This is a genomic window from Cohnella rhizosphaerae (assembly GCF_029525575.1).
GTDB classification, from domain to species: Bacteria; Bacillota; Bacilli; order Paenibacillales; family Paenibacillaceae; genus Cohnella; species Cohnella rhizosphaerae.
In genome coordinates this window covers 809,159-827,396 of sequence record NZ_JAPDIA010000009.1, presented here as the reverse complement: position 1 = coordinate 827,396, position 18,238 = coordinate 809,159, and the positions used below count along the sequence as shown (strand labels likewise).

Genomic DNA, 18,238 nt, shown 5'->3' with positions numbered 1-18,238 from the left:
CCGGCTCACCGATCCCCCGGCCAGCCGATCCGATCCCGGCGCCGCCTGCACCGGACACCCATCGTCTCAACCCCAGCCAATACCCGCGTTGCCCCGGCACGAACGAGGATGCGACGGAGCGCTCTCCGCGAATCCAGGCGATCGCGAGCCGAACGATGCCCGGCGATGTTCTGTCCCCGATCAACGCCGCATAGACGAGACGGGCCGCCGCCCGAAACGAACCGCCCCATCTGAGTATGCCGAGCTGAAGATTGTAAGCGGCATTCGCTGCAGCCTCGGGAACGGCGCTGCCTCGTTGATCTTCGTCGAAGCGCGGGGCGGGATAGTGATCGACGACGGCCGATGCGTCGTAAATCAGCTTGTACCCAAGCCGTCTCGCCCGGAGACACATATGGACCTCGAAATGCGCCTGCGCGCCGGTCCCGCGCAAGTCGTCGGGGAAAACGGCGAGCTCCTTGCGAAAAGACAGGTTCACGCCCTTGAGGACGTCCGCTTCGCGGGCGGGACCGTCTCCGACATGATGGTTGCCGATCAGCTTCCCGTACCACGTGACGATGCCGACGCTGCATCCCGGCTTGGCCGGTATGCCGGGCTGAACGTCTCTGCCCCCCCGCTCCGCCGACGCGCGGGTCCGCGTAGTGCCGGACCAGCTTCTCCAGCCAGTCGGGGCGAGGGACGGCATCGTCGTCCGTATAAGCGACGATGCTGCCGGAGGCCCCCTTCGTCCCTGCCTTCATGGCCGCCAGAACGCCGGTCTGCGAAACCTCCACGACCGATTTTCCGTAGCCGGAAGGGGTCTCGCGCCAACGCAGGGCAAGCGCCTTCGTCTCCTCGTCGCCGTCCCTGACGACGATCGCGACATCATAACTCGTATATAGCTGGCGACCAAGCCCCTCCAGGCATCGGACCAGATCGTCCGGACGCCTGTACGAGGGAACAATGACGGTTACATGCAGCATCCCGCACCCTCCAACCGATTTGTAAGATTCAACCTTCGGACCCGGGATTGACGGCGGGCCTCCGCGCGGCTCTGATCCTTCTCCAGTCGAGCCTGAGCGCGTCCGGCTTAAACAGCGCCGCAATCGAAAATCCGGTCCGGCAAGCGACGACCGCCGCGTAAAGCCATTTGACCGCGGAGGCGGCCAGCATGGCAATGGCTGCCGACATCCCGCCCGAGACGGGCAGCAGCGCCAGCATGATCGCGAATCCCGAGGACAGGCCGACGATCTCCGACAGCGTCACGGCGTGGAACTTGCCTGCGGTGTTCAAGTAGTTGATCAATACCGCGCTGCATATTCTCAGCGGGGATCCCGCAAGCAGCAAAAGCCCCATCCAAACGGCGGGCTCGTACGCGCGTCCGTAGAGCAGCGGCAGCGCAAAGGGAAGAAGCGCGGCGCCGACGGCGGTTACCGCCAAGCTGCCGTAAAACAATAGGGCGTGGATGCTCTCCACCTTGCGCTGACGCTGTTCCTCGTTCAGATCCATCAGTTTCGGCCACAAAAACACGCCCAGCGCGCCGACGACGATCGACGGCAGCAAACCGCCGACGCTCGAAGCCACCGCGTACAGGCCGAGCGAATAGGGAGACAAGGCCAGGGAAAGCACGATCTGATCGAAGTTGCCCCCCGAAGATCGCGACGAGCGAGCCGCCGAAAATCTTGACCCCGTTCGTCGTAAGATCCTTGGCCTGCGTCCGGAAATGCCGCAGCCGGGGGCGAATCGCGCGCACGACCCAGATCATGGTCAACACGAACGTCAGCCCGCCCCACAGCACCGTATTGAACCAGATCAAGCCGCCTACGGTCAGCCCGCCCGACGCCTCCAGCCCTCCGATGACCGCGATTTGTCCGACCGGGCTCAGCACGCGGAGCGTCAGCACTTTTTTAAATTGGTTGCGGCTCTGGAGCGCGCCGATCAATCCGTCGGTCAGAACCGCGAACGGCAAGCACAGCATGGCAATGCGGGCGTATCTCAGCGCTTCGCCCGATTCGCCGCCCAGCAACAGCGGCAGCGCCAGCTCGCCGACGATCAAGCCGCACGCGCCGAATCCGACGCCGAGCACCAGGTAGGCGCCGAGCAGCTCCCGCTGGCGTTCCTGATGCTGCTTGCCCAGGTAGATCATCGCGCCGGGCAAGCCTACCGCGAACAACCCGATGAGCAGCATCGCCCAGCGGGTAGCCGCCGCGAACTCTCCTCTCGCATACGGCCCCAGCCATCTTGCCATCATGATGCCCGTCACGATGTTGAGCGCCATAACCGCGATATTAAGCATAAAACTGGATATGAATAGGCGCTTCATTGCAAAGTTCCCCCTTTCTCCCTGCATTACGAGGACAGCGAGCGCTCCAGAAATTCGCCGAACCGTTCGCTCATCACCTGCGACGCATAGGTTTCTCCGGCGCGTCTCGCCGCCGCCTGGCCGAGCTTCTCGTAAGCGCCGCGGTCGGCGACGATCCGGGCCATCCAGCGGCGCAGGTCTTCCCGCTGCCGTCGTACAGGATGCCGTCTACGCCGTGCCGCACGATCTCGGCCGGTCCCCCGCCGTCGACCGCCAGTACGATCCGGCCGGCGGCCATCGCCTCGACGACGACCATGCCGAAGGGCTCGGCAACGGAGCTGCTGACCACGACGTCGCTCGCCCACAGATAAGGCTCGATGGCGCGCTGATGACCGACAAAGTGAACTTGTTCGGACAAACCGGCGGTGTCGACCATCCTTTTCAGCTCAATCTCATAGTCGGTGTCGACGCCGAACAACGCGCCCCCTACGATCAGCAGCCGCGCATCCTTTCCTTTCAGCGCTTCGCGAAACGATCGAATCACCAGATCGGTCCGCTTCCACCGCTGAAGTCGTCCGATGAACGAAAAAAGCGTGGTACCTTCCGCCAATCCCAATGATTCGCGAACCGCGCGCCTGACCCCGCCGTCCATCTCGTACTTGGCGATCGGAATGCCCGGGGGCTGCACGAACGTTTGTCTGGACGCCCGCACTTTGCGCTGGGCATCCGACACGACCGACGACGGACAGACGACGGCCCGCGCCGGCAGCCAGCTCACCGACTTGTCGAACAGCCCGCCGGAAGGCACTCCGTGCTGCCACCAAACGGCCGGGACGCGTTCGAGCCAGGCGGCCGTCCCGCCGTAAAAATGCGGCTTGGGCGACCAGCTCAGTACCAGTCGCGCCTTCGATCGGCGTATCACCTCGCGGATCGCGCCTACCGTTTTCGCAAATTTGACGGGCTGCCTGATGCGGCCCGACGGAACGACGTGCGCGTTTAAGCCGATTTCGCGGATTTGCCCGGCCATCGGACCTTCCTCCAACAGCACGATCTCCGGCCGGATGCGTTCCCTGTCCACGCGTTCAAGCCAGTTCATCAGCACGCGTTCGGCTCCGCCGAGCGCCGCGACATGGTTGACGACTACGATTGGAATCGCGCTCATACTGTCACCCTTTCCTGCTCAGATGCAATGGCCTCCGCAGGCAACCCGGCGTCTTGATCCTGGCTTCTGCCAAGCGCCAGTCCCGTGAATAACCAGAAGATCACCGCCTGTAAAGTCGCGAGCTCTCCTCCGAAAAAAGAAGCTTGCGAGCAATCCGACGAGGGCGATCAGTCCCAGGTCTCGAAGCGGCCCGTCGCCGCTGCCTCGGATCAGCATGCCTTGAAGGCACATGGCTCTGAACACGAGCGCGCCTCCCAGCAATCCGAACGTCGCGAACACGCCGAGATACCCGTTATCCACGGATGCCAGGCTGGAAAAGTCGGTCGAGCCGCCGTTCAGTAGCGTGCTTCTGCCGATGCCGCCAAGTCCGCTCCCGAACGGATGCGAGATGAGATCGGGAATCGTGTGGAGCACGATGAGCAGACGGGCGTTGGCGGACGTGTCCTCTTTCAAATTGCCCATCGTCGATATGCGATCCGACAAAGCCTCCCCCGCCCGGAAGATGCGGAAACACGAGAAACCCCGCGACGACGAGCACGCCCACGATGCTGATCATCCGAAGCCTGCTGGCGCCGGACGCGAGCAGGATGAAAAAAACGATCTCGATGATCAGAACGATCCAGGACGCTCGGACAAGCGTAATGGAAAGCGCGGAGATCATGAGCAGAATGCCGGCCCAGCCGAACGGGCCGCGCCATTTGCGGTTCATGATCGCGGGCATGATCGCGGACACGAGGAAAATGGAAAAAGCGCCGTTGGCGTTCAGCGTGGAGAACGCTTTGAACTGCATCGGCTCGGCCGGACCCAAAGACACCATCCGGGCGCCTTCGATCCACATTCTGTCCCAAGCCGGCAACGTCAAATATTGAAACCAGGCATAGACGGATAACAGCGAGCCCATCGTGACATAAAACCGGATCCACGCCGCGCGTTCCCCGTCGTCCGACTTGCGCAGCATCATGTAGAAGAGAAGAAACAAAGGCGCGACGTAATTCAGCAATCCGTAAAAGCCCGCGAGCTTGTTCAAAAGCAAGCCGACCGCGCCTGCGTAGGCAAAGGGAAGCATGTAGGCTTTGATCAAACGAAGCTCTTTTCTTGAAGGCTCGCGCTCGCTTCGGAAAAGCGGCAGCGCCAGCAGCGAAGTCGCCAGCACGGGCGACAAGCTCAACAGCGTCAACGTGGAATAGGAGCCAAGGATCGCCCAATCCGTCAATCTGCGTATCTCCGGCCCCACGAGCCAGATCAAGATGACGTACGGTATCAATTTGGAAGCGTTCGTCGCCGCGAGAATAAAGCCGGGGATCAGGATCAGAAACAGAATCGAAGCCTGCAGCAGCCACTCGGGCCGAAAAATGACCGTTTTCCCGATCCACGCGGAGACGCCCAGACCGATCGTTAGCATCGCCGCATTCCGGAGGATCGGCATCCACGCCTTTTTTATGCTTCATTCGCAGGCTTGCTACATCCGTCGCTCTCAACCGTTATCCCTCATTTATCGCGTATTAGCCTCGCTTGGTCCCGCGCCAGCCGCCAGAAATTCGTCTACCAGCACGGACCAGTCGTGATTCCTTGCCCACCTGAGCGCCGGAGCCGTCCAACGAACGTGATCGGCGGGCGTGAGCAGCGATTCGATCAATGCGTCCGCCAGCGCGCCGTCTTCCACGATTCGCCCGTACTGCCCGCCGGCCAGCAGCTCGATCGCGCCCGGATTCGGCGTCGTGACGACCAGCGTGCCGCTGGCCATCGCCTCGAGATAAGGGATGCCGAAGCCCTCGTAGGTCGAAGGCATGCAAAAAACATGCGCCTGCCTGTACAATTCGGCCAGCCGTTCCTGCGAAACCATTCGAAAATAAGTGACGCCCGGCGCTTCCTCGCCAGGCTCGCATACCATCCACAGCTGCGCGGACGGAATCGAAGGCCGGATTCGCGCCTTGAACAGCTCCAGCAGCCATCCGCCCCGCTTGCGGCTGTCGAGTCCTCCGACGAACAGCAGCGTCGGCGCATCGTTTTTAGGACCTGGCGAAAAGCGGCGGGTATCGATGGGAAGATGCACGACCCGATCGGCCGGTCTGTTCGGATACAGCCTGCGGGTGTCGCCCGAATTAAACAGCGTGACGGTCGAACGGGCGGCGGAGACTTGTTCGAGCGCGTATTGGAACAGCAGGTTGGCTTTTCGAATCGCGCGCTTGTTGTGCGTCAACTCCCGCCAGGCGCTGCCGTGCATGATTCTGACCCATGGCGTCCCGGACCTTCGCATAGCCCAATCGTCGCCGCTCGACAGCACGAGATCGTAGTCGTCGAACGACAGTTTTCGTCCCAGCAACGGTGCCGTATAATAGCGGCGCAATCTGCCCCGGGTCGCATTCTCCGCGACCGTGACGATCCGGTAAGCGGCACTCTCCACCTCTTCGGCCGCCCTCACCGTATAGGCGGTGACGCGATGCCCCATTTCGCTTAGCCGGTTGCACAATCGATGGTTAAAATGGCTCACGCCTCCCGTACGCTCCCGGTCGGACGGAAGCTCGTAGGCAATCACCGCGATCGACTTGCTCGTAGCGCCCAAAATTCTCATCCCTTCCATCGGCGTTCTGCTTGCCCGGGGTTCATGTCGAGAGTGCCGCCGACGGCACCGCGCGCATCCCCACCCCGTAATAGTCGAGCCAGCTTCTGTCGGCGGCGGGCAAAGCGTTGCGGCCGTCCACGAATATCGGCCGTTTCATTCGCTCGCGATAGGTACGTCCGCCGTAATTCAGGTAGACCGGCCACTCGGTGACGAGCACCGCCGCATCCGCGTCCTGCAGGGCCTCGTCCAGATTCAGGGTCGTCCCGGCCTCGGCCGGCAGCAAAGCCTTCGCCGCCCGAAGGCCGACCGGATCGTGCGCGATCACGTTCGCCCCTTCGGCCAGCAGCGCCTCGATGATCGACAGGCTGGGCGCCTCGCGCATATCGTCCGTCTCGGGCTTGAAGGTGAGTCCCAGTATCGTCACCCGCCGGCCGGCAAGCGTGCCTAATGCGCTGCGGAGTTTTCCGACGAGCACGTATTTCTGGAACCGGTTCACCTCGATCACGGCGGACAACAGCTTAAAATCGTAGCCGCTCGTGCCCGCAATGTGATGCAGCGCCTTGGTGTCCTTCGGAAAACAGCTTCCGCCGTAGCCGATGCCCGCCTGCAGAAACGCCTTTCCGATGCGGGAGTCCGATCCCAGCATTCCGGCGATCGCAGAGACGTCCGCTCCGACGCGATCGCACAGATTGGCCATCTCGTTAATAAAACTGATCTTCATGGCCAGAAAGGCGTTCGCCGCATACTTGCCAAGCTCGGCGCTTTTCAGATCCACTGCATAAAAGGGAACCGACGCAAGACCGGTCGGCCTGGGCGCAAAAGCGGGAGGAGAGAAGTCTTGCCGGAGGAGCGGACCGTACAGCGCCCTTAACGCGGCTTGCGCCGCGGGCGAGCCGCCGGCGACGATCCGTTCCGGATACAGCGTATCCGGTACCGCGCTGCCTTGTCGCAGAAACTCGGGATTGGAGGCGATCTCCACGCGCTCCGAGATTCCTCTGGACGCCGCCATCGCCGCCAGCTTGTCGCCGGTGCCGACGGGGACCGTGCTTTTATTGACGATGAGCGTCGGCGCAGCCTTTTCGGCGATGCCGTCCAGCACCGTTTCCATGGCCGCGTAAAGATACGCAAGCTCGGGCGCGCCTTCCGCCTTGGCCGGCGTGCCTACGGCCAGGATGACGATATCCGCCGCGCCTGCAGCTTCCCGGCACTCCGCGGTAAATCGAATCCGCTCGCCGCAAGCCGCAAGCATCTCCGGCAAGCCGAACTCATAGATCGGAACATCGCCGTCACGCAGCTGCCGGATCTTGCTCTCGTTCGTATCCGCGCAGATGACTTCATGTCCGATATAGGCCAGGCAAATGCCTGTCGTAAGCCCGACGTAACCCGTTCCAATTACCGTTACCTTCATCGTTAACCTCCGGCGTCGTCATGCTATGCTCAGTACGCATCGCTTTTCAGAATCATGACCTTGAACGTACGGAAGATGAGTCCGATATCCATGCGCAGATTCCGATGGCGAATGTAGTGCAGGTCCAGCGCGACCATCTCCTCGAAGCTCAATCGGCTTCTCCCGCTGACCTGCCACAATCCCGTGCAGCCCGGAATGACATGCAGCCTTTCCCGCTCCGCGATCGTATATTGCGCCACTTCCCTCGGCAGCGAAGGCCTCGGACCGACGAGGCTCATGTTGCCCAGCAGCACGTTCCATAGCTGCGGCAGCTCGTCGAGACTCGTCTTTCGGAGCAATCGGCCGATTCTCGTAATTCTCGGATCGTTTTTCATTTTGAACATTTTGCCCTGGATCTCGTTAAGCTGGAGCAACTGTTCGAGCCGTTGCTCGGCGTCCGACGCCATCGAACGGAACTTGAACATCGTGAACTCCTGTCCCCACCTGCCGACGCGCACCTGCCTGAACAAGACGCCGCCGCGCGGATCGTCGAGTTTGATCAAGATCGCCACGATCGCCATCAGCGGACTCAGCACGGCCAATCCGACGGAGGCCATGAGGATATCGAGCATTCGTTTGGAACGCTCGTAGGACCGATGCGATCTCGGCGCGCTCTTCGCGCGTCCCGCCGCATGATAGGGGACGCCGGCATATGCCATCTCCATGTCCTTCGAAGACTTCGCCATAGATCCCCCTTAACCGATCGCGCCAGCCGTATAAGCGGACTGCATGAGTTGGTCCATGGCCTCCAGCAACGGTTTGCGAAGCTCTTCGTTCTCCAGCGCGAAGTCGATCGTCGTCAAAATGAAGCCGAGCTTTTCGCCGACGTCGTAGCGTCTGCCCGAAAAATGATAGGCGTAGGCTTGCCGGACTTCGTTTAATCTGGAGATCGCGTCGGTCAGTTGAATCTCGCCGCCGACGCCCTGTTCCTGCAGCTCCAGAAATTTGAATATTTCGGGCGTCAGCACGTATCGCCCCATGATCGCAAGATTGGACGGCGCCGTGCCGGGCGCCGGCTTTTCTACGAAGCTGGCCACTTTGTACAGCGGACCGTCCTTGCCTGCGGGATCGATGATGCCGTAACGCTGCGTATCCTGATCCGATACGGGCTGCACGCCGATGATCGGCGCTTCGCTCTGCTCGTACTGATGAATGAGCTGCTTGAGGCAAGGCACCTCGGCGCGGACGATATCGTCGCCCAGCAGGACGGCGAAGGGCTCGTCTCCGATGAACCGGCGCGCGCACCAAACCGCGTGGCCCAGCCCTTTGGGCTCTTTTTGCCGAATGTAGTGAATCTCGACCTTCGAGGACCGTCGGACCTCCTCCAGCAGTTTGAGCTTGCCCTTTTCGGCCAGGTTGTTCTCCAGCTCGAAGGCGTGGTCGAAGTGATCCTCGATCGACCGCTTGCCCTTGCCCGTCACGATGATGATGTCTTCGATGCCCGATTCGACCGCCTCTTCCACGATGTATTGAATCGTAGGCTTGTCGATGATCGGAAGCATTTCCTTCGGCATGGCTTTCGTCGCGGGCAGGAATCGGGTGCCTAGCCCTGCCGCGGGAATAATCGCTTTGCGGACTTTGTTCATAAAGCAGCTTCACCTCCGGTCAATCGTTCGGAAATCAAACCAAACAAGTAAAAACGGGGCATCTAACCCCTCCTCACGCCACACCCTTGACGATGCACGCCTAAGGTGAACATTCACCCACAGCATGGCCGAGTGCCTACGGTGATAAAGGTCCGGTAGACATCACCTTGCGCCCGCGATCCGACGCATCGATTGTTATGAATGGCTTTTATCCGTTGCCTTCCGCCTTGTTCAGCACGATCCCGAGCAACGGGGTTCCGTTCTGGGAGAGCGTCTTCGCGGTCTTCTGCAGCTCTGCCCGCTTCGTACTCGCGTAGGCGACGACGAGCACGACGCCGTCCGTTGAAGCGGCTACGATCTGCGCGTCCGCCGCGGCAGTCAGCGGCGAAGCGTCCACGATGACGCGGTCGTAGCGGCCTTTCAGTTCCTCGAACAGCTCGCCCAGCCTTCCCGAAGACAGCAATTCGGTCGGTCCCGGCAGCTGATCGCCCGCCGTAATGACGTGAAGGTTGGCATAGCCGGACTCCTTGACGATGTCTTGCAGCGTCTGTTGATTGGCCAGGTAGTTGCTGAGCCCGTCTCTGCGAAGCTGCCCCAAGATCGCATGCAGCGTCGGTCTTCTCAAATCCGCGTCTATGAGCAGCACCTTCTTGCCGGATCTCGCGTAGGCGAGCGCCAGATTGACCGCCGTGGTGGTCCGGCCTTCGCCCCACTCGGTCGAAGTGATCGTGATCGCTTCGATCGGGTTTTTGTTGGACAGAAATTCAATGTTGGCTCTTAGGGTGTGGTACGTTTCCGAGACCGGCGAAAAGGGGTTGCTGTCCATAATGGTCGCGGATTTCAATGCGGGGGTGGTCATCAGGCTTTGCCCTCCGTTCTAATCGTAGCGGTCGCATGAACAGGCCGCTCCGGGCTCTCCGCTTTTTTGGGCTTGCGGCGAAAATCCCTTGCCCTCATGCGCGGAACGACCGCAAAGGTTTGAACGCCGAACAACTGCCAGATCTCCTCCTCCGACTTGATCGTCGTATCCAAATAAGCCAGGAGGACGATGACGCCGGTCGCCATCGTGAAGGCGACAAGAAAGGCGATCGTTATATTTTTAGTGAGGTTTTGGCCGGAGGGCGCGGTCGGTTCATTTTCTTTCGCCTTGTTCAGGACCGTCACGTTGTCCACCTTCATAATCTTGGGGATCTCCGCCTTGAAGACGTCCGTGACGGCGTTGACGGCTTCTGCCGCCCTGGCGTAGCTCGTGTCGCGCGCGGCGATGACCATGACCTGCGTTTCGCCGAGCGGCCGGACGGTCACCATGCCCATGAGGCTATTCGAGCTCAACCCGAGATCGGGATACTGCTCGACGACTTTATCCATGATGGCCGGCGATAAAATGATTTGCGCGTAGGTGCCCATGAGCTGCATGCTCACGCCGATCGCGTTCAGGTCCATCTGCTCGCCGCCGAGCACTTGGGAGGTTTTGTTCACGATCAGCTTGGTACTGGCCGAATAATAATCGGACTCCATGCTTCGCGAATAAAAAAAAAGCGGAAGCGCAGGCGACCAACACCGCAAGGACAATGACCCAGAAGCGCTTCTTGATTGCCGTCATGTACTTTTTGAATTCCATATCCATGTTTATCCGCCCCTAAGCATTAATGTGGTGATACAGAAGTTCGATTCGGACGATAGGATTTAAACAAAGGATACACTTCGTATCCTAGGACAGCATTAGTTTATGATACAATTTGTATCCTGTCAATTGAATTTTGGAGATTTGTCGGCTTCGTCCCAACGCGGAAAAGGCAGAAAACCTGCGATGCGCGTGCGATTTTCGATTAAGCGCTTCCATTTTGACGACGCGGCCTGCGCCGCATTTGTCGAAAAGGGTGCGCATATCCGTCTCTATAACGCAAAAAAAACGGAACAAGCGAATCGCGTCGCGTTGTTCCGTTCGTTTGTCTTTAAAAGCATCGTTCTATCGTCGCAAAACTGCGTATCGACGCGGCCTAACCGGAAGCCGCCAACGTCTGGTTCTCTAAAAGACTGCCGAACAATCCCTTTTTTTCTGCGGCCAGCTCGGAAAAGGAGCCGGATTGCACGATAGCGCCCTGATCCAGTACGATCACCTGGTTCGCGCCCCGGATCGTGGACAAGCGATGCGCGATCACGACCAGCGTCATGCGGCCTCTCAGCTTCTCTAGCGCCTCCTGGATTTTCAATTCGTTTTCCGAATCCAGCGCGCTGGTCGCTTCGTCCAGGATCAGAATGGAAGGCTTGCGGAGAATCGCCCTGGCCAGCACGAGCCGCTGCCTCTCGCCGCCGGACAGGCGAACGCCCCGGTCGCCGATGAACGTATCGAGCCCTTGCGGAAGCTTGCGCACGAAATCCGCCGAGGCAGAAAACGCCAGGCACTCCCAAAGTTCATCTTCCGTAGCGTCCTGCTTGACGAGCAGCAGATTATTACGGATCGTATCGTTAAATAAAAACGGGTCCTGCGGAACGTATCCGACCGACTGCCTGAACGCGTGCAGCCGCTCCTGCGTCAACGGGATGCCGTCTATGGCGATGGTTCCCTGCTCGGGCGTCGTCAATCCCATGAGCAGATCGATGAGCGTGCTCTTGCCTGCGCCGGAACGTCCGACGACGGCCGCCATGCCGAGGGCCGGAATGGACAGGTTGATATTGCGCAGGGCGTAGTGCGGCCGCGCGATATCGTAACGATAATAGACGGATCGGCATTCCAGCGCATGACGGATCGCCATGCCTTCCGCCTTGGTCTCGTCGCCGAACGACAGCTCGGCAGCAGCCCTGCAATCGGCTTGAATGCCCAGCACGGAGCGCAAGGATGGCAAATAAGACGCGATCTGCTCGAGATTGGATTGAATGCCCGTAAACCGCGGCCATAAGCGCGAAAAAATGAGGACGATTAAAATCAACTGTTCGAGCCGGGTATGGAGCATATGCACGAAGACGAACAGAAAAAGCGCGATTAAAATGGCGGAGACCGCCTGGTACGCGGATTGCGATTGGCTTCTGAGCTTTAAAAATTCATATTGCTCCTCGTGAATGTCCGCGCTAATCGACTCTAGCCAGGATAGCCGCGATCGCTCAAGCGCATTCGTCTTGATCTCCCGGATCCCGCTGAGCTGATCGGATATGCCTGCCAGGTACTGCCTCGCCAGATCGGACGACCGGTTGCCCAGCTTCTTGGCTTTGCGAAGCGTTCGACGCATAAAAAAAGGCCAAAACGGCTCCGCAAATCAGTACGATCAGCGTAATGACCGGCGACAGCCAAAACGCGAGGCCGACCTGGATCATCGTAAAAATAACGGAAGCGAGCATTTGAAGCGAAAGCGTGATTCCTCCGTTGACGCGGGCCAGCTCTCCGGTCAGGGCGTTAATGAGATCCGATTTGCGCGTACGGACGAAATACTCCCATTTGGCCTGCAAAATGCCGCGATACGTATCGCTGCGCAGCCTAAATTCGAACCTTTGGTTCATCCTGGCATTTTGCAGAGAGACCCGTTGCTTGAGCAGCGCTTGCGTCAGCACGATCAAAACGAACAGTCCGAGCACGACCGGAAGCTGCCATGCGGACGGGAGCGCGCGGATCGGCGCGAGCCAGGCCGCGATCGGCGACGAAGCGGCATCGATGCCGGCGATGCCCCCCCATGCCGAGCATCGGGATGAGCAGGATGAGCCCGATTCCCTCCAGCATGCTGACCGCGATCATGCCCAGCACGTTCCAATATAGCCCTCGTCCGGCGAATGCGCGCAGCTGCGTCAAAAAAAACAGAGCGGATCTCATAGGAGTTTGGATTCACCGCCTTTGACGAGAGACGGCTTGCCCGTCCTGTCCAGCTTTCTCCATGTCCAGAGCAAGGGGCGCAGCGGAAAATACAGAAAATGGAGTATTTTGGGCAGCGGGAGCGTTTGGGCGTCCATCGGATAGGGATAAAGCAGACTGAGCAAATAAAGAAGCTTCTGTCTACGCGGCTTGATGGCGAACAAATAGCGTTCGTAGGCCCGTACCCGGTCCGGCGGCGCGTTCTCCAGCGAATCACGGATGAACAGGAGCACTTGCGATATTCGCGCGCCGGCCCGCTTTAAACGCGTAAACCGCTCCAGTTCGCGGGGGACGGGCGTATGGAGCAAACGGGACGCCAGGATAAGCGCTTGCCCGACCAGATGCTCCATGCCGTACGCGGCGGATCGCTGCGCGCACGAGGACCAGTCCAGCTCGCGGCGGGCCAGAACGTCGATGTCGCACAGCCAGCGCATTCGAAACCAACCGTGACGCGCGCCATGATGCACCAGATATAAAAATTGATCTTCCGGACCGAGATAGGCGACAGGTGCGCTGCCGAACGAGTGCTCGCGCCTGCGCGACCACAATTCGTCGAAATCGGGCTCTCTTCCCGGTCCCGGCGCCAGACGCCAGTGGATCTCGATCTGCAGCGAATGCGAGGGGTGAAGAAAGGAAACGTGATGATGTCTCCATTTCCAGCCGTTCAACACGTTCGGCAGCTGCTCTCTCTCGCATTCGTAGCCCAGCTCCGCCAACAAGGAACGCACTTCGTCGAGCTTTTCTGCCGGAACCAGGACATCGAGATCCTTCGAGGTTCTTCTGGAGAGATCCCCGTACAGATCCTGCGCCAGCAGCGGTCCCTTGAGCACGATCGCGCGGATGCCGCCCGAGGCCAGGCACGCCGAGATTCGGCTCATCTCCGCAGCCAGGGAAAGCATCTTCAATCGGTTGTACCGGCTTTCCGTATCCAGCTCGGCCTTGACTTTTTCGGGAATTTCAGTCGTTTTTTTGCCGAAGTATGCCGACAAGACAGGATACACCCGATGGCTTTTCGCAAGCCGCAAAAAACGGGACCAATCCACCTCGGCGAACGAATCCGCGCGCGTCGGCGCGTCCTCGGCGCTCCGGCGCAGCAGGTCCTGCAATAAAGCCATCTCGCCGCAAAAAAAACGCTGCCTGTTCGTCTCTAACGATTGCTGCCATTGCGATCCCTCATGTTCCGCTGGAATGTATGCCGGGCAAATTTGCCGACGACCGTGAACCCCCGCATCTCTTCGGCTCCGGTCACGTACTGGTTTCCGCACCTAAGCCAGGCATGAGCGATCATGCGCCCGTCCTTGTCCTTTGCCGTACCTAAATACAACGTAGTCTCGACTTCTCTTCGCTGGAGCATTTTCATCGCCGCGATCGCGCGGACCAGGCATCGGGTATCAAGCGGAGTCAGCCGTCCGGCTCTGCGAATGGCGGATGAGACGCGGGACGCGGATTCCCGGCTGCCCGGTTCCGTATCCTGAGCGGTTTCTGTCATCGGTTGCCCCAGAAAGCGCGCGTATTTGTGAAAGGGGAGTAAGAGGAGCAGTCGTGCCCAAGTCAGATAGGCAAGCGCCTCCAAGAACATTCTTCGGTCCAGACTGTCCGTGGAAGCGATGCGCGCGACCCGTCTAAGCGCGTTCATCCGGCCCTCCCGCGGCCGATACCGTAATTAATCGCTGCTCGGAGAGCTGCGCCAGAAAAGATCGGACATGCGCTTCGCAAGTGTCCCGATCGACCGCGTACTCGGCCGTCAATGAATCGACGAGCGTCTCTACCGTCATTGGATGCCCGATCAGCTCCCAGACTCTTCCGCCGATCTCGCCAAGATTAAAATATTTGCCCAGCTGAACGTTCAGCATGACCTTCTCGCCGTCCATATCGCTGACGATATTGCCCGGGACTTGCCGGATCGTCGCCATTTGCGGAATCGTCGTTTGTATCGTCACGGGGACCAGCCTTCTTTCGATAAAATATGAAGCATGCGTTTGACCAGCTCGGGAGCCGTGAAGCCGGACGTTGGACGTTCAAGCCTGTATACGTCGATGCGCGCGGCCATTCCGGCCGTCATTCGGAAATGCCAATCCGTCATCCCCAACCGGTCCAGCCAAAAATTCCGGTACGTATGGCGCCTCAGGAGGGACAACCGGTCCAGCTTGGCTACGGGTACGAGCGAAGGCTCGTTCCTCTCCGTCTTGTCCAGTTCGAACAGGCCTGCGAGCGGAAGCGGCTGCGAATGATAACCCGCTTTAAGCGGTACGGCGAATTTGGTCTCGCGCTTAAAGATCGGCCGGAGCGACTCGTTGGAAATGCCGAATCCGTCCAGGCTTTGCTGCCACAATTTCTGCTGGGGGTACGAGGGGATGACCAGCGGCCGTACGAATTCTTCGGAAAAATCGAGCGCGATGACATCGTCGCTGATGAGGGGAAATCCGGCTTGCAGGAACGCTGCGGCCAATGTCGATTTGCCCGCTCCCGACTCCCCGACGATGCCGTACGCCTGTCCGTCGATCGCGACCGCGCTGCCGTGAAGCGGCAGCAGCCCCCGCTGCATTAATGCCGCGCCCATGCACGAACCGAGAATGAATAAACGTAGCTCGTCCGGGTCGGCATGCGCCTCCGGGCATACCGCGATATGCCGTCCGTCCCTGATATCGTAGATTGCGGTGCCCGGCACTCGGAACATCACCCGGCCCGGCGCTGCGAAGGATCTGCGCCCCGGCTGCGACAGCGCGGACCATGCGTCGTTCAGCTCCGCCAGTTCCACGCGTATGCCTTGCGCGGCGGCACTCTCGTCCGGCTCCACCCACTCTGGCAGCTCGGGAAACGCGATATCGCTCAGCATCATGCATCCGAAAGCTTTATACGCCTGCTTTTTTTAACGTGCTTGTCGCCATCGGCTTCACTCCAGGGGGGATTATTCATTGCAAAGGCCCTCATACGCTTGCGTATAAGGGCCCTTGCCGAGGTTGCATTAGCTGTGGTGCTGCGTCGCTTCGTCCGGATCGAGGGAGTCCGGGATCGTTACGCCGGGGCCGGCGAACGTCAGTTTTACCTCAAGCACTTCCAGCGAAGGCTTCGTCCATTCTTTGTTCATGCAAATCACCTCCTTTCAAGCGGTTGACAAACCTGTACAAGACCAGACTTCGCATGAGCAGCGTCAGATCGGCCTCGTATATCGCGGACGGACCCGGCAGTTCCTTGTACTTGGCCGCCGCCGCGCGAACGACAGGCATGTTGAGCCATTCGGCCATGGCGTCGTCGCGGCACAGCGCCTCGACTTCATTGACGAATCGCGGCCAGGAAGGCGCGAGCCGCGCGATGCCGTCGGCCCCTTGAATGCCCCTTGTCTTGCCGTTTAACCGCACTTCGTCGGGAAGCAAGCCCGCCGTGGCCCTTCGTATCAAAGCTCTGTCCATCCCGTCCCTCACGTATTGATCGAGCGGCACGGACAGACAAAATCGGACGACTCTCAAATCGTTGGTCGGATCCCTGTACCAGACGCCGTGCCGCAGCGACAGCTTCGTGCCGCTGGTGCCGCTGTTCGTCCAATGGTGAACCTGCTCGAATTGATCGCGCCGCGCGGCGATCATGTCGGGCAATCGCTTCCCGGACAGATCGATGCCCGCCTCGGTCAGCTTATCGAAGATACCGGTTCGTACCGCAAGCTCCGGCGCGATCAAGCCGGTCAGGGCGCTTCGCTCTCCTGCCGGAATCTTCGCGGGGAACAACCTGTCCTTCATGAATCCGAGCACCCTTCTGCGGCCGATGCCTTTAAATCTGCTGTACTGATAGATTTCTCTGTAGAGCTTCACGAACCGGAGCCGCTTGAGCAGCAACGCGTAATATTCGAGCGCCGGTCCGAACGACACCGTAAAATTCCCGCGTGCGCCGTTAAGCAGGACGCCGACGCCATCCTTCGCCGCTTGCGCGAAAATATTGCCGAACCAATAGGAGTTTTCGATGAATTTATAAGGCATCTCCATCGTGTCGAGCCATTCGTCCATCTCGGTGAGCGGGCTTCGGTTTTCGAAGCGCAAATAGTTTTCGCGAATATTGCCCACGTGCGATACCGTCGCCGAGATCATCGGACGCTCGTCCGCAACCCGGCTTTTGGACGTCCAGTCCCCTCCGGACTCCAGCGGTATGGCGCTGTAGGTATGCAGCACCTTATTCCTTCGCCGCAATTCTCTTGCCGCCAGACCTGCGACCGTTCCCGAATCGAGTCCCCCCGCTCAAGAAGGACCCCGCTTCCTTGCTGGTCCGCAATCGACTGGCGACCGCCTTTTCGAACACCTCCAAAAAAAGCTTCCTGATACGCTTTGTCGGACGAGAGCTTTAATGTGCTTGCGCGTTCGAAGGTGACGTATCGATTCAGCCTCAGGTTCCCGCCCCTTATCGAAAAACAATGCGACGGAGGAAGCTGCTTGACGCGCCCGAACACGGTCGAGGAGGCGTCGACGGTCTCCAGTCGGCTGGGACTGGCCAGGTACTCCGCGATCCAAGCCTCATTCAGCTTGTCGCCGACGCCGTCCAGCGGCAGCAGCGGAGCGATGGTGGTGCAAAAGGCGAAACGCGCGCCGCTATCGTTATAATAAAGGGTTCGGTTGCCGGTGAAATCCCTCGCGCCAAAGAGCGTCTCCTCGGATTCGTCCCAGATGGCGAAGGCGAAGTCGCCGATCAGATGCCGCGGCATCTCTTCTCCCCATTTGGCATAAGCCAGCAGCAGCAAGCGAGCGTCGGGCAGCTCGGCAAGCTCGGCAAGGGGAACGCCCAATTGATTCGCCAACTCCTCGCGATTGTCGAGAATGACATCGGCCGTGATGGCAAGTCCGCGTTGCCCGTCATACCAGGGAAGAATCTCCCCGATCGATTCCGGCGTCACCCATTGGGCATGACAACCGAGAAACAGCCTTCCGTTGCTCCACATACGAACGTCGTCCGCGGGATAGCGGGAGAGTGAACCCATGAGCGATATCCCTTCGTCGTGAGCGCGCCTCGTATCTGCGCTGCCGTAATTGAATATGCCTGCGATTGCGCTCATGACGCCCCCCCCCGATCCTTTTCGTATCGTTTTGTTCGGTTTTTGATACTATCTGTATCGTTTGTGGTTTTAATTTAACTTACGCGCCATTCTCTGTCAACCACTTTTTTTAAAACGAGAAACCGATCGGAACCTCGATTTTTTCGGCTATATATGATACGTTATGTATCAATAAACCTACAGACCCGTTAGGCAGGTGTTAACCATTGCGCGTGAAATTGTTTAAAAACCGCCGTAAATCGCGTCGAATATGGACAGGGGCGGCTGCACTTGGATTGTTATTGCTGCTCGGCGCGATCGGTTACGAATTATTAGGATTCGCGGAG

The 18,238-nt window shown here is 59.5% G+C and carries 18 protein-coding genes and 2 pseudogenes; all 20 read right to left on the bottom strand.

The features are described from left to right. Positions 1 to 5: 5 nt before the first annotated feature. The 20 genes and pseudogenes from OMP40_RS37915 to OMP40_RS37820 all read right to left on the bottom strand — a co-directional run bounded on the left by OMP40_RS37915 (position 6) and on the right by OMP40_RS37820 (position 17,912). Positions 6 to 959, bottom strand: coding sequence for a glycosyltransferase family 2 protein (locus OMP40_RS37915; protein ID WP_420872119.1), 954 nt, complete (start codon positions 957 to 959; stop codon positions 6 to 8). Between the two features lie 28 nt (positions 960 to 987). Further along, a complete protein-coding gene (locus OMP40_RS37910) occupies positions 988 to 1,605 on the bottom strand; it encodes a polysaccharide biosynthesis protein (protein WP_277539362.1) in 618 nt (205 codons plus the stop codon). 79 nt (positions 1,606 to 1,684) lie between these two features. Next, positions 1,685 to 2,227 (bottom strand): annotated as a pseudogene (locus OMP40_RS42930) (lipopolysaccharide biosynthesis protein); the annotation flags it as partial. A 145-nt stretch (positions 2,228 to 2,372) separates the two neighbouring features. Next, positions 2,373 to 3,440, bottom strand: coding sequence for a glycosyltransferase (locus OMP40_RS37900; protein ID WP_277539357.1), 1,068 nt, complete (start codon positions 3,438 to 3,440; stop codon positions 2,373 to 2,375). 18 nt (positions 3,441 to 3,458) lie between these two features. Next, positions 3,459 to 3,740, bottom strand: coding sequence for a hypothetical protein (locus OMP40_RS37895; RefSeq protein WP_277539355.1), 282 nt, complete (start codon positions 3,738 to 3,740; stop codon positions 3,459 to 3,461). After that, positions 3,733 to 4,866 (bottom strand): hypothetical protein, encoded by a 1,134-nt coding sequence (locus OMP40_RS37890; RefSeq protein WP_277539353.1) that lies wholly within the window; start codon positions 4,864 to 4,866, stop codon positions 3,733 to 3,735. Before OMP40_RS37890 ends, OMP40_RS37895 begins: the two co-directional genes overlap by 8 nt. A gap of 66 nt (positions 4,867 to 4,932) precedes the next feature. Next, the gene (locus tag OMP40_RS37885; protein WP_277539351.1) at positions 4,933 to 6,003 is read right to left on the bottom strand and encodes a glycosyltransferase family 4 protein; all 1,071 of its coding nucleotides are present in this window, start codon (positions 6,001 to 6,003) and stop codon (positions 4,933 to 4,935) included. A 40-nt stretch (positions 6,004 to 6,043) separates the two neighbouring features. After that, a complete protein-coding gene (locus OMP40_RS37880) occupies positions 6,044 to 7,411 on the bottom strand; it encodes a UDP-glucose dehydrogenase family protein (protein ID WP_277539349.1) in 1,368 nt (455 codons plus the stop codon). 29 nt (positions 7,412 to 7,440) lie between these two features. Beyond that, positions 7,441 to 8,109 carry a sugar transferase gene (locus tag OMP40_RS37875; protein WP_420872140.1) on the bottom strand — a complete coding sequence of 223 codons (669 nt, stop codon included), beginning with the start codon at positions 8,107 to 8,109 and terminating at the stop codon, positions 7,441 to 7,443. A 36-nt stretch (positions 8,110 to 8,145) separates the two neighbouring features. Further along, positions 8,146 to 9,036, bottom strand: a complete 891-nt coding sequence (gene galU, locus OMP40_RS37870) for a UTP--glucose-1-phosphate uridylyltransferase GalU (protein ID WP_277539344.1) — start codon at positions 9,034 to 9,036, stop codon at positions 8,146 to 8,148. Between the two features lie 208 nt (positions 9,037 to 9,244). Then, positions 9,245 to 9,895, bottom strand: coding sequence for a CpsD/CapB family tyrosine-protein kinase (locus OMP40_RS37865; RefSeq protein ID WP_277539342.1), 651 nt, complete (start codon positions 9,893 to 9,895; stop codon positions 9,245 to 9,247). Further along, complete coding sequence (locus OMP40_RS37860; protein ID WP_277539340.1) at positions 9,895 to 10,554, bottom strand: YveK family protein; 660 nt, start codon at positions 10,552 to 10,554, stop codon at positions 9,895 to 9,897. The genes OMP40_RS37865 and OMP40_RS37860 overlap by 1 nt, the downstream gene beginning before the upstream one ends. A gap of 482 nt (positions 10,555 to 11,036) precedes the next feature. After that, positions 11,037 to 12,838: pseudogene (locus OMP40_RS37855) on the bottom strand (ABC transporter ATP-binding protein). Continuing rightward, on the bottom strand, positions 12,835 to 13,983 hold the full coding sequence (locus OMP40_RS37850) for a nucleotidyltransferase domain-containing protein (RefSeq protein ID WP_277539338.1): 1,149 nt from the start codon (positions 13,981 to 13,983) through the stop codon (positions 12,835 to 12,837). Before OMP40_RS37850 ends, OMP40_RS37855 begins: the two are co-directional and overlap by 4 nt. A gap of 41 nt (positions 13,984 to 14,024) precedes the next feature. Then, positions 14,025 to 14,513: a lasso peptide biosynthesis B2 protein gene (locus OMP40_RS37845; protein WP_277539336.1), complete on the bottom strand. Its 489-nt coding sequence runs from the start codon at positions 14,511 to 14,513 to the stop codon at positions 14,025 to 14,027. Then, entirely contained in the window at positions 14,500 to 14,790 is a 291-nt protein-coding gene (locus tag OMP40_RS37840) for a lasso peptide biosynthesis PqqD family chaperone (protein WP_277539748.1), read from the bottom strand. The genes OMP40_RS37845 and OMP40_RS37840 overlap by 14 nt, the downstream gene beginning before the upstream one ends. Before the next feature lie 23 nt (positions 14,791 to 14,813). Continuing rightward, the gene (locus tag OMP40_RS37835; protein WP_277539335.1) at positions 14,814 to 15,716 is read right to left on the bottom strand and encodes a phosphoenolpyruvate carboxykinase (ATP); all 903 of its coding nucleotides are present in this window, start codon (positions 15,714 to 15,716) and stop codon (positions 14,814 to 14,816) included. 126 nt (positions 15,717 to 15,842) lie between these two features. Continuing rightward, entirely contained in the window at positions 15,843 to 15,965 is a 123-nt protein-coding gene (locus OMP40_RS37830) for a paeninodin family lasso peptide (protein WP_110468933.1), read from the bottom strand. After that, positions 15,925 to 17,055 (bottom strand): asparagine synthase-related protein, encoded by a 1,131-nt coding sequence (locus tag OMP40_RS37825; RefSeq protein WP_277539330.1) that lies wholly within the window; start codon positions 17,053 to 17,055, stop codon positions 15,925 to 15,927. The genes OMP40_RS37830 and OMP40_RS37825 overlap by 41 nt, the downstream gene beginning before the upstream one ends. Then, positions 16,953 to 17,912, bottom strand: a complete 960-nt coding sequence (locus OMP40_RS37820; RefSeq protein WP_277539328.1) for a hypothetical protein — start codon at positions 17,910 to 17,912, stop codon at positions 16,953 to 16,955. The genes OMP40_RS37825 and OMP40_RS37820 overlap by 103 nt, the downstream gene beginning before the upstream one ends. Positions 17,913 to 18,238: the final 326 nt, after the last annotated feature.

Excerpts from the sequence above, each read along its gene's own strand:
- OMP40_RS37915 (WP_420872119.1), bottom strand. The coding sequence starts at position 959 with ATGCTGCATGTAACCGTCATTGTTCCCTCGTACAGGCGTCCGGACGAT.
- OMP40_RS37900 (WP_277539357.1), bottom strand. The coding sequence starts at position 3,440 with ATGAGCGCGATTCCAATCGTAGTCGTCAACCATGTCGCGGCGCTCGGC.
- OMP40_RS37890 (WP_277539353.1), bottom strand. The coding sequence starts at position 4,866 with ATGCCGATCCTCCGGAATGCGGCGATGCTAACGATCGGTCTGGGCGTC.
- OMP40_RS37880 (WP_277539349.1), bottom strand. The coding sequence starts at position 7,411 with ATGAAGGTAACGGTAATTGGAACGGGTTACGTCGGGCTTACGACAGGC.
- OMP40_RS37875 (WP_420872140.1), bottom strand. The coding sequence starts at position 8,109 with ATGGCATATGCCGGCGTCCCCTATCATGCGGCGGGACGCGCGAAGAGC.
- galU (WP_277539344.1), bottom strand. The coding sequence starts at position 9,036 with ATGAACAAAGTCCGCAAAGCGATTATTCCCGCGGCAGGGCTAGGCACC.
- OMP40_RS37865 (WP_277539342.1), bottom strand. The coding sequence starts at position 9,895 with ATGACCACCCCCGCATTGAAATCCGCGACCATTATGGACAGCAACCCC.
- OMP40_RS37860 (WP_277539340.1), bottom strand. The coding sequence starts at position 10,554 with ATGGAGTCCGATTATTATTCGGCCAGTACCAAGCTGATCGTGAACAAA.
- OMP40_RS37845 (WP_277539336.1), bottom strand. The coding sequence starts at position 14,513 with ATGAACGCGCTTAGACGGGTCGCGCGCATCGCTTCCACGGACAGTCTG.
- OMP40_RS37840 (WP_277539748.1), bottom strand. The coding sequence starts at position 14,790 with ATGGCGACGATCCGGCAAGTCCCGGGCAATATCGTCAGCGATATGGAC.
- OMP40_RS37835 (WP_277539335.1), bottom strand. The coding sequence starts at position 15,716 with ATGATGCTGAGCGATATCGCGTTTCCCGAGCTGCCAGAGTGGGTGGAG.
- OMP40_RS37830 (WP_110468933.1), bottom strand. The coding sequence starts at position 15,965 with ATGAACAAAGAATGGACGAAGCCTTCGCTGGAAGTGCTTGAGGTAAAA.
- OMP40_RS37820 (WP_277539328.1), bottom strand. The coding sequence starts at position 17,912 with ATGAGCGCAATCGCAGGCATATTCAATTACGGCAGCGCAGATACGAGG.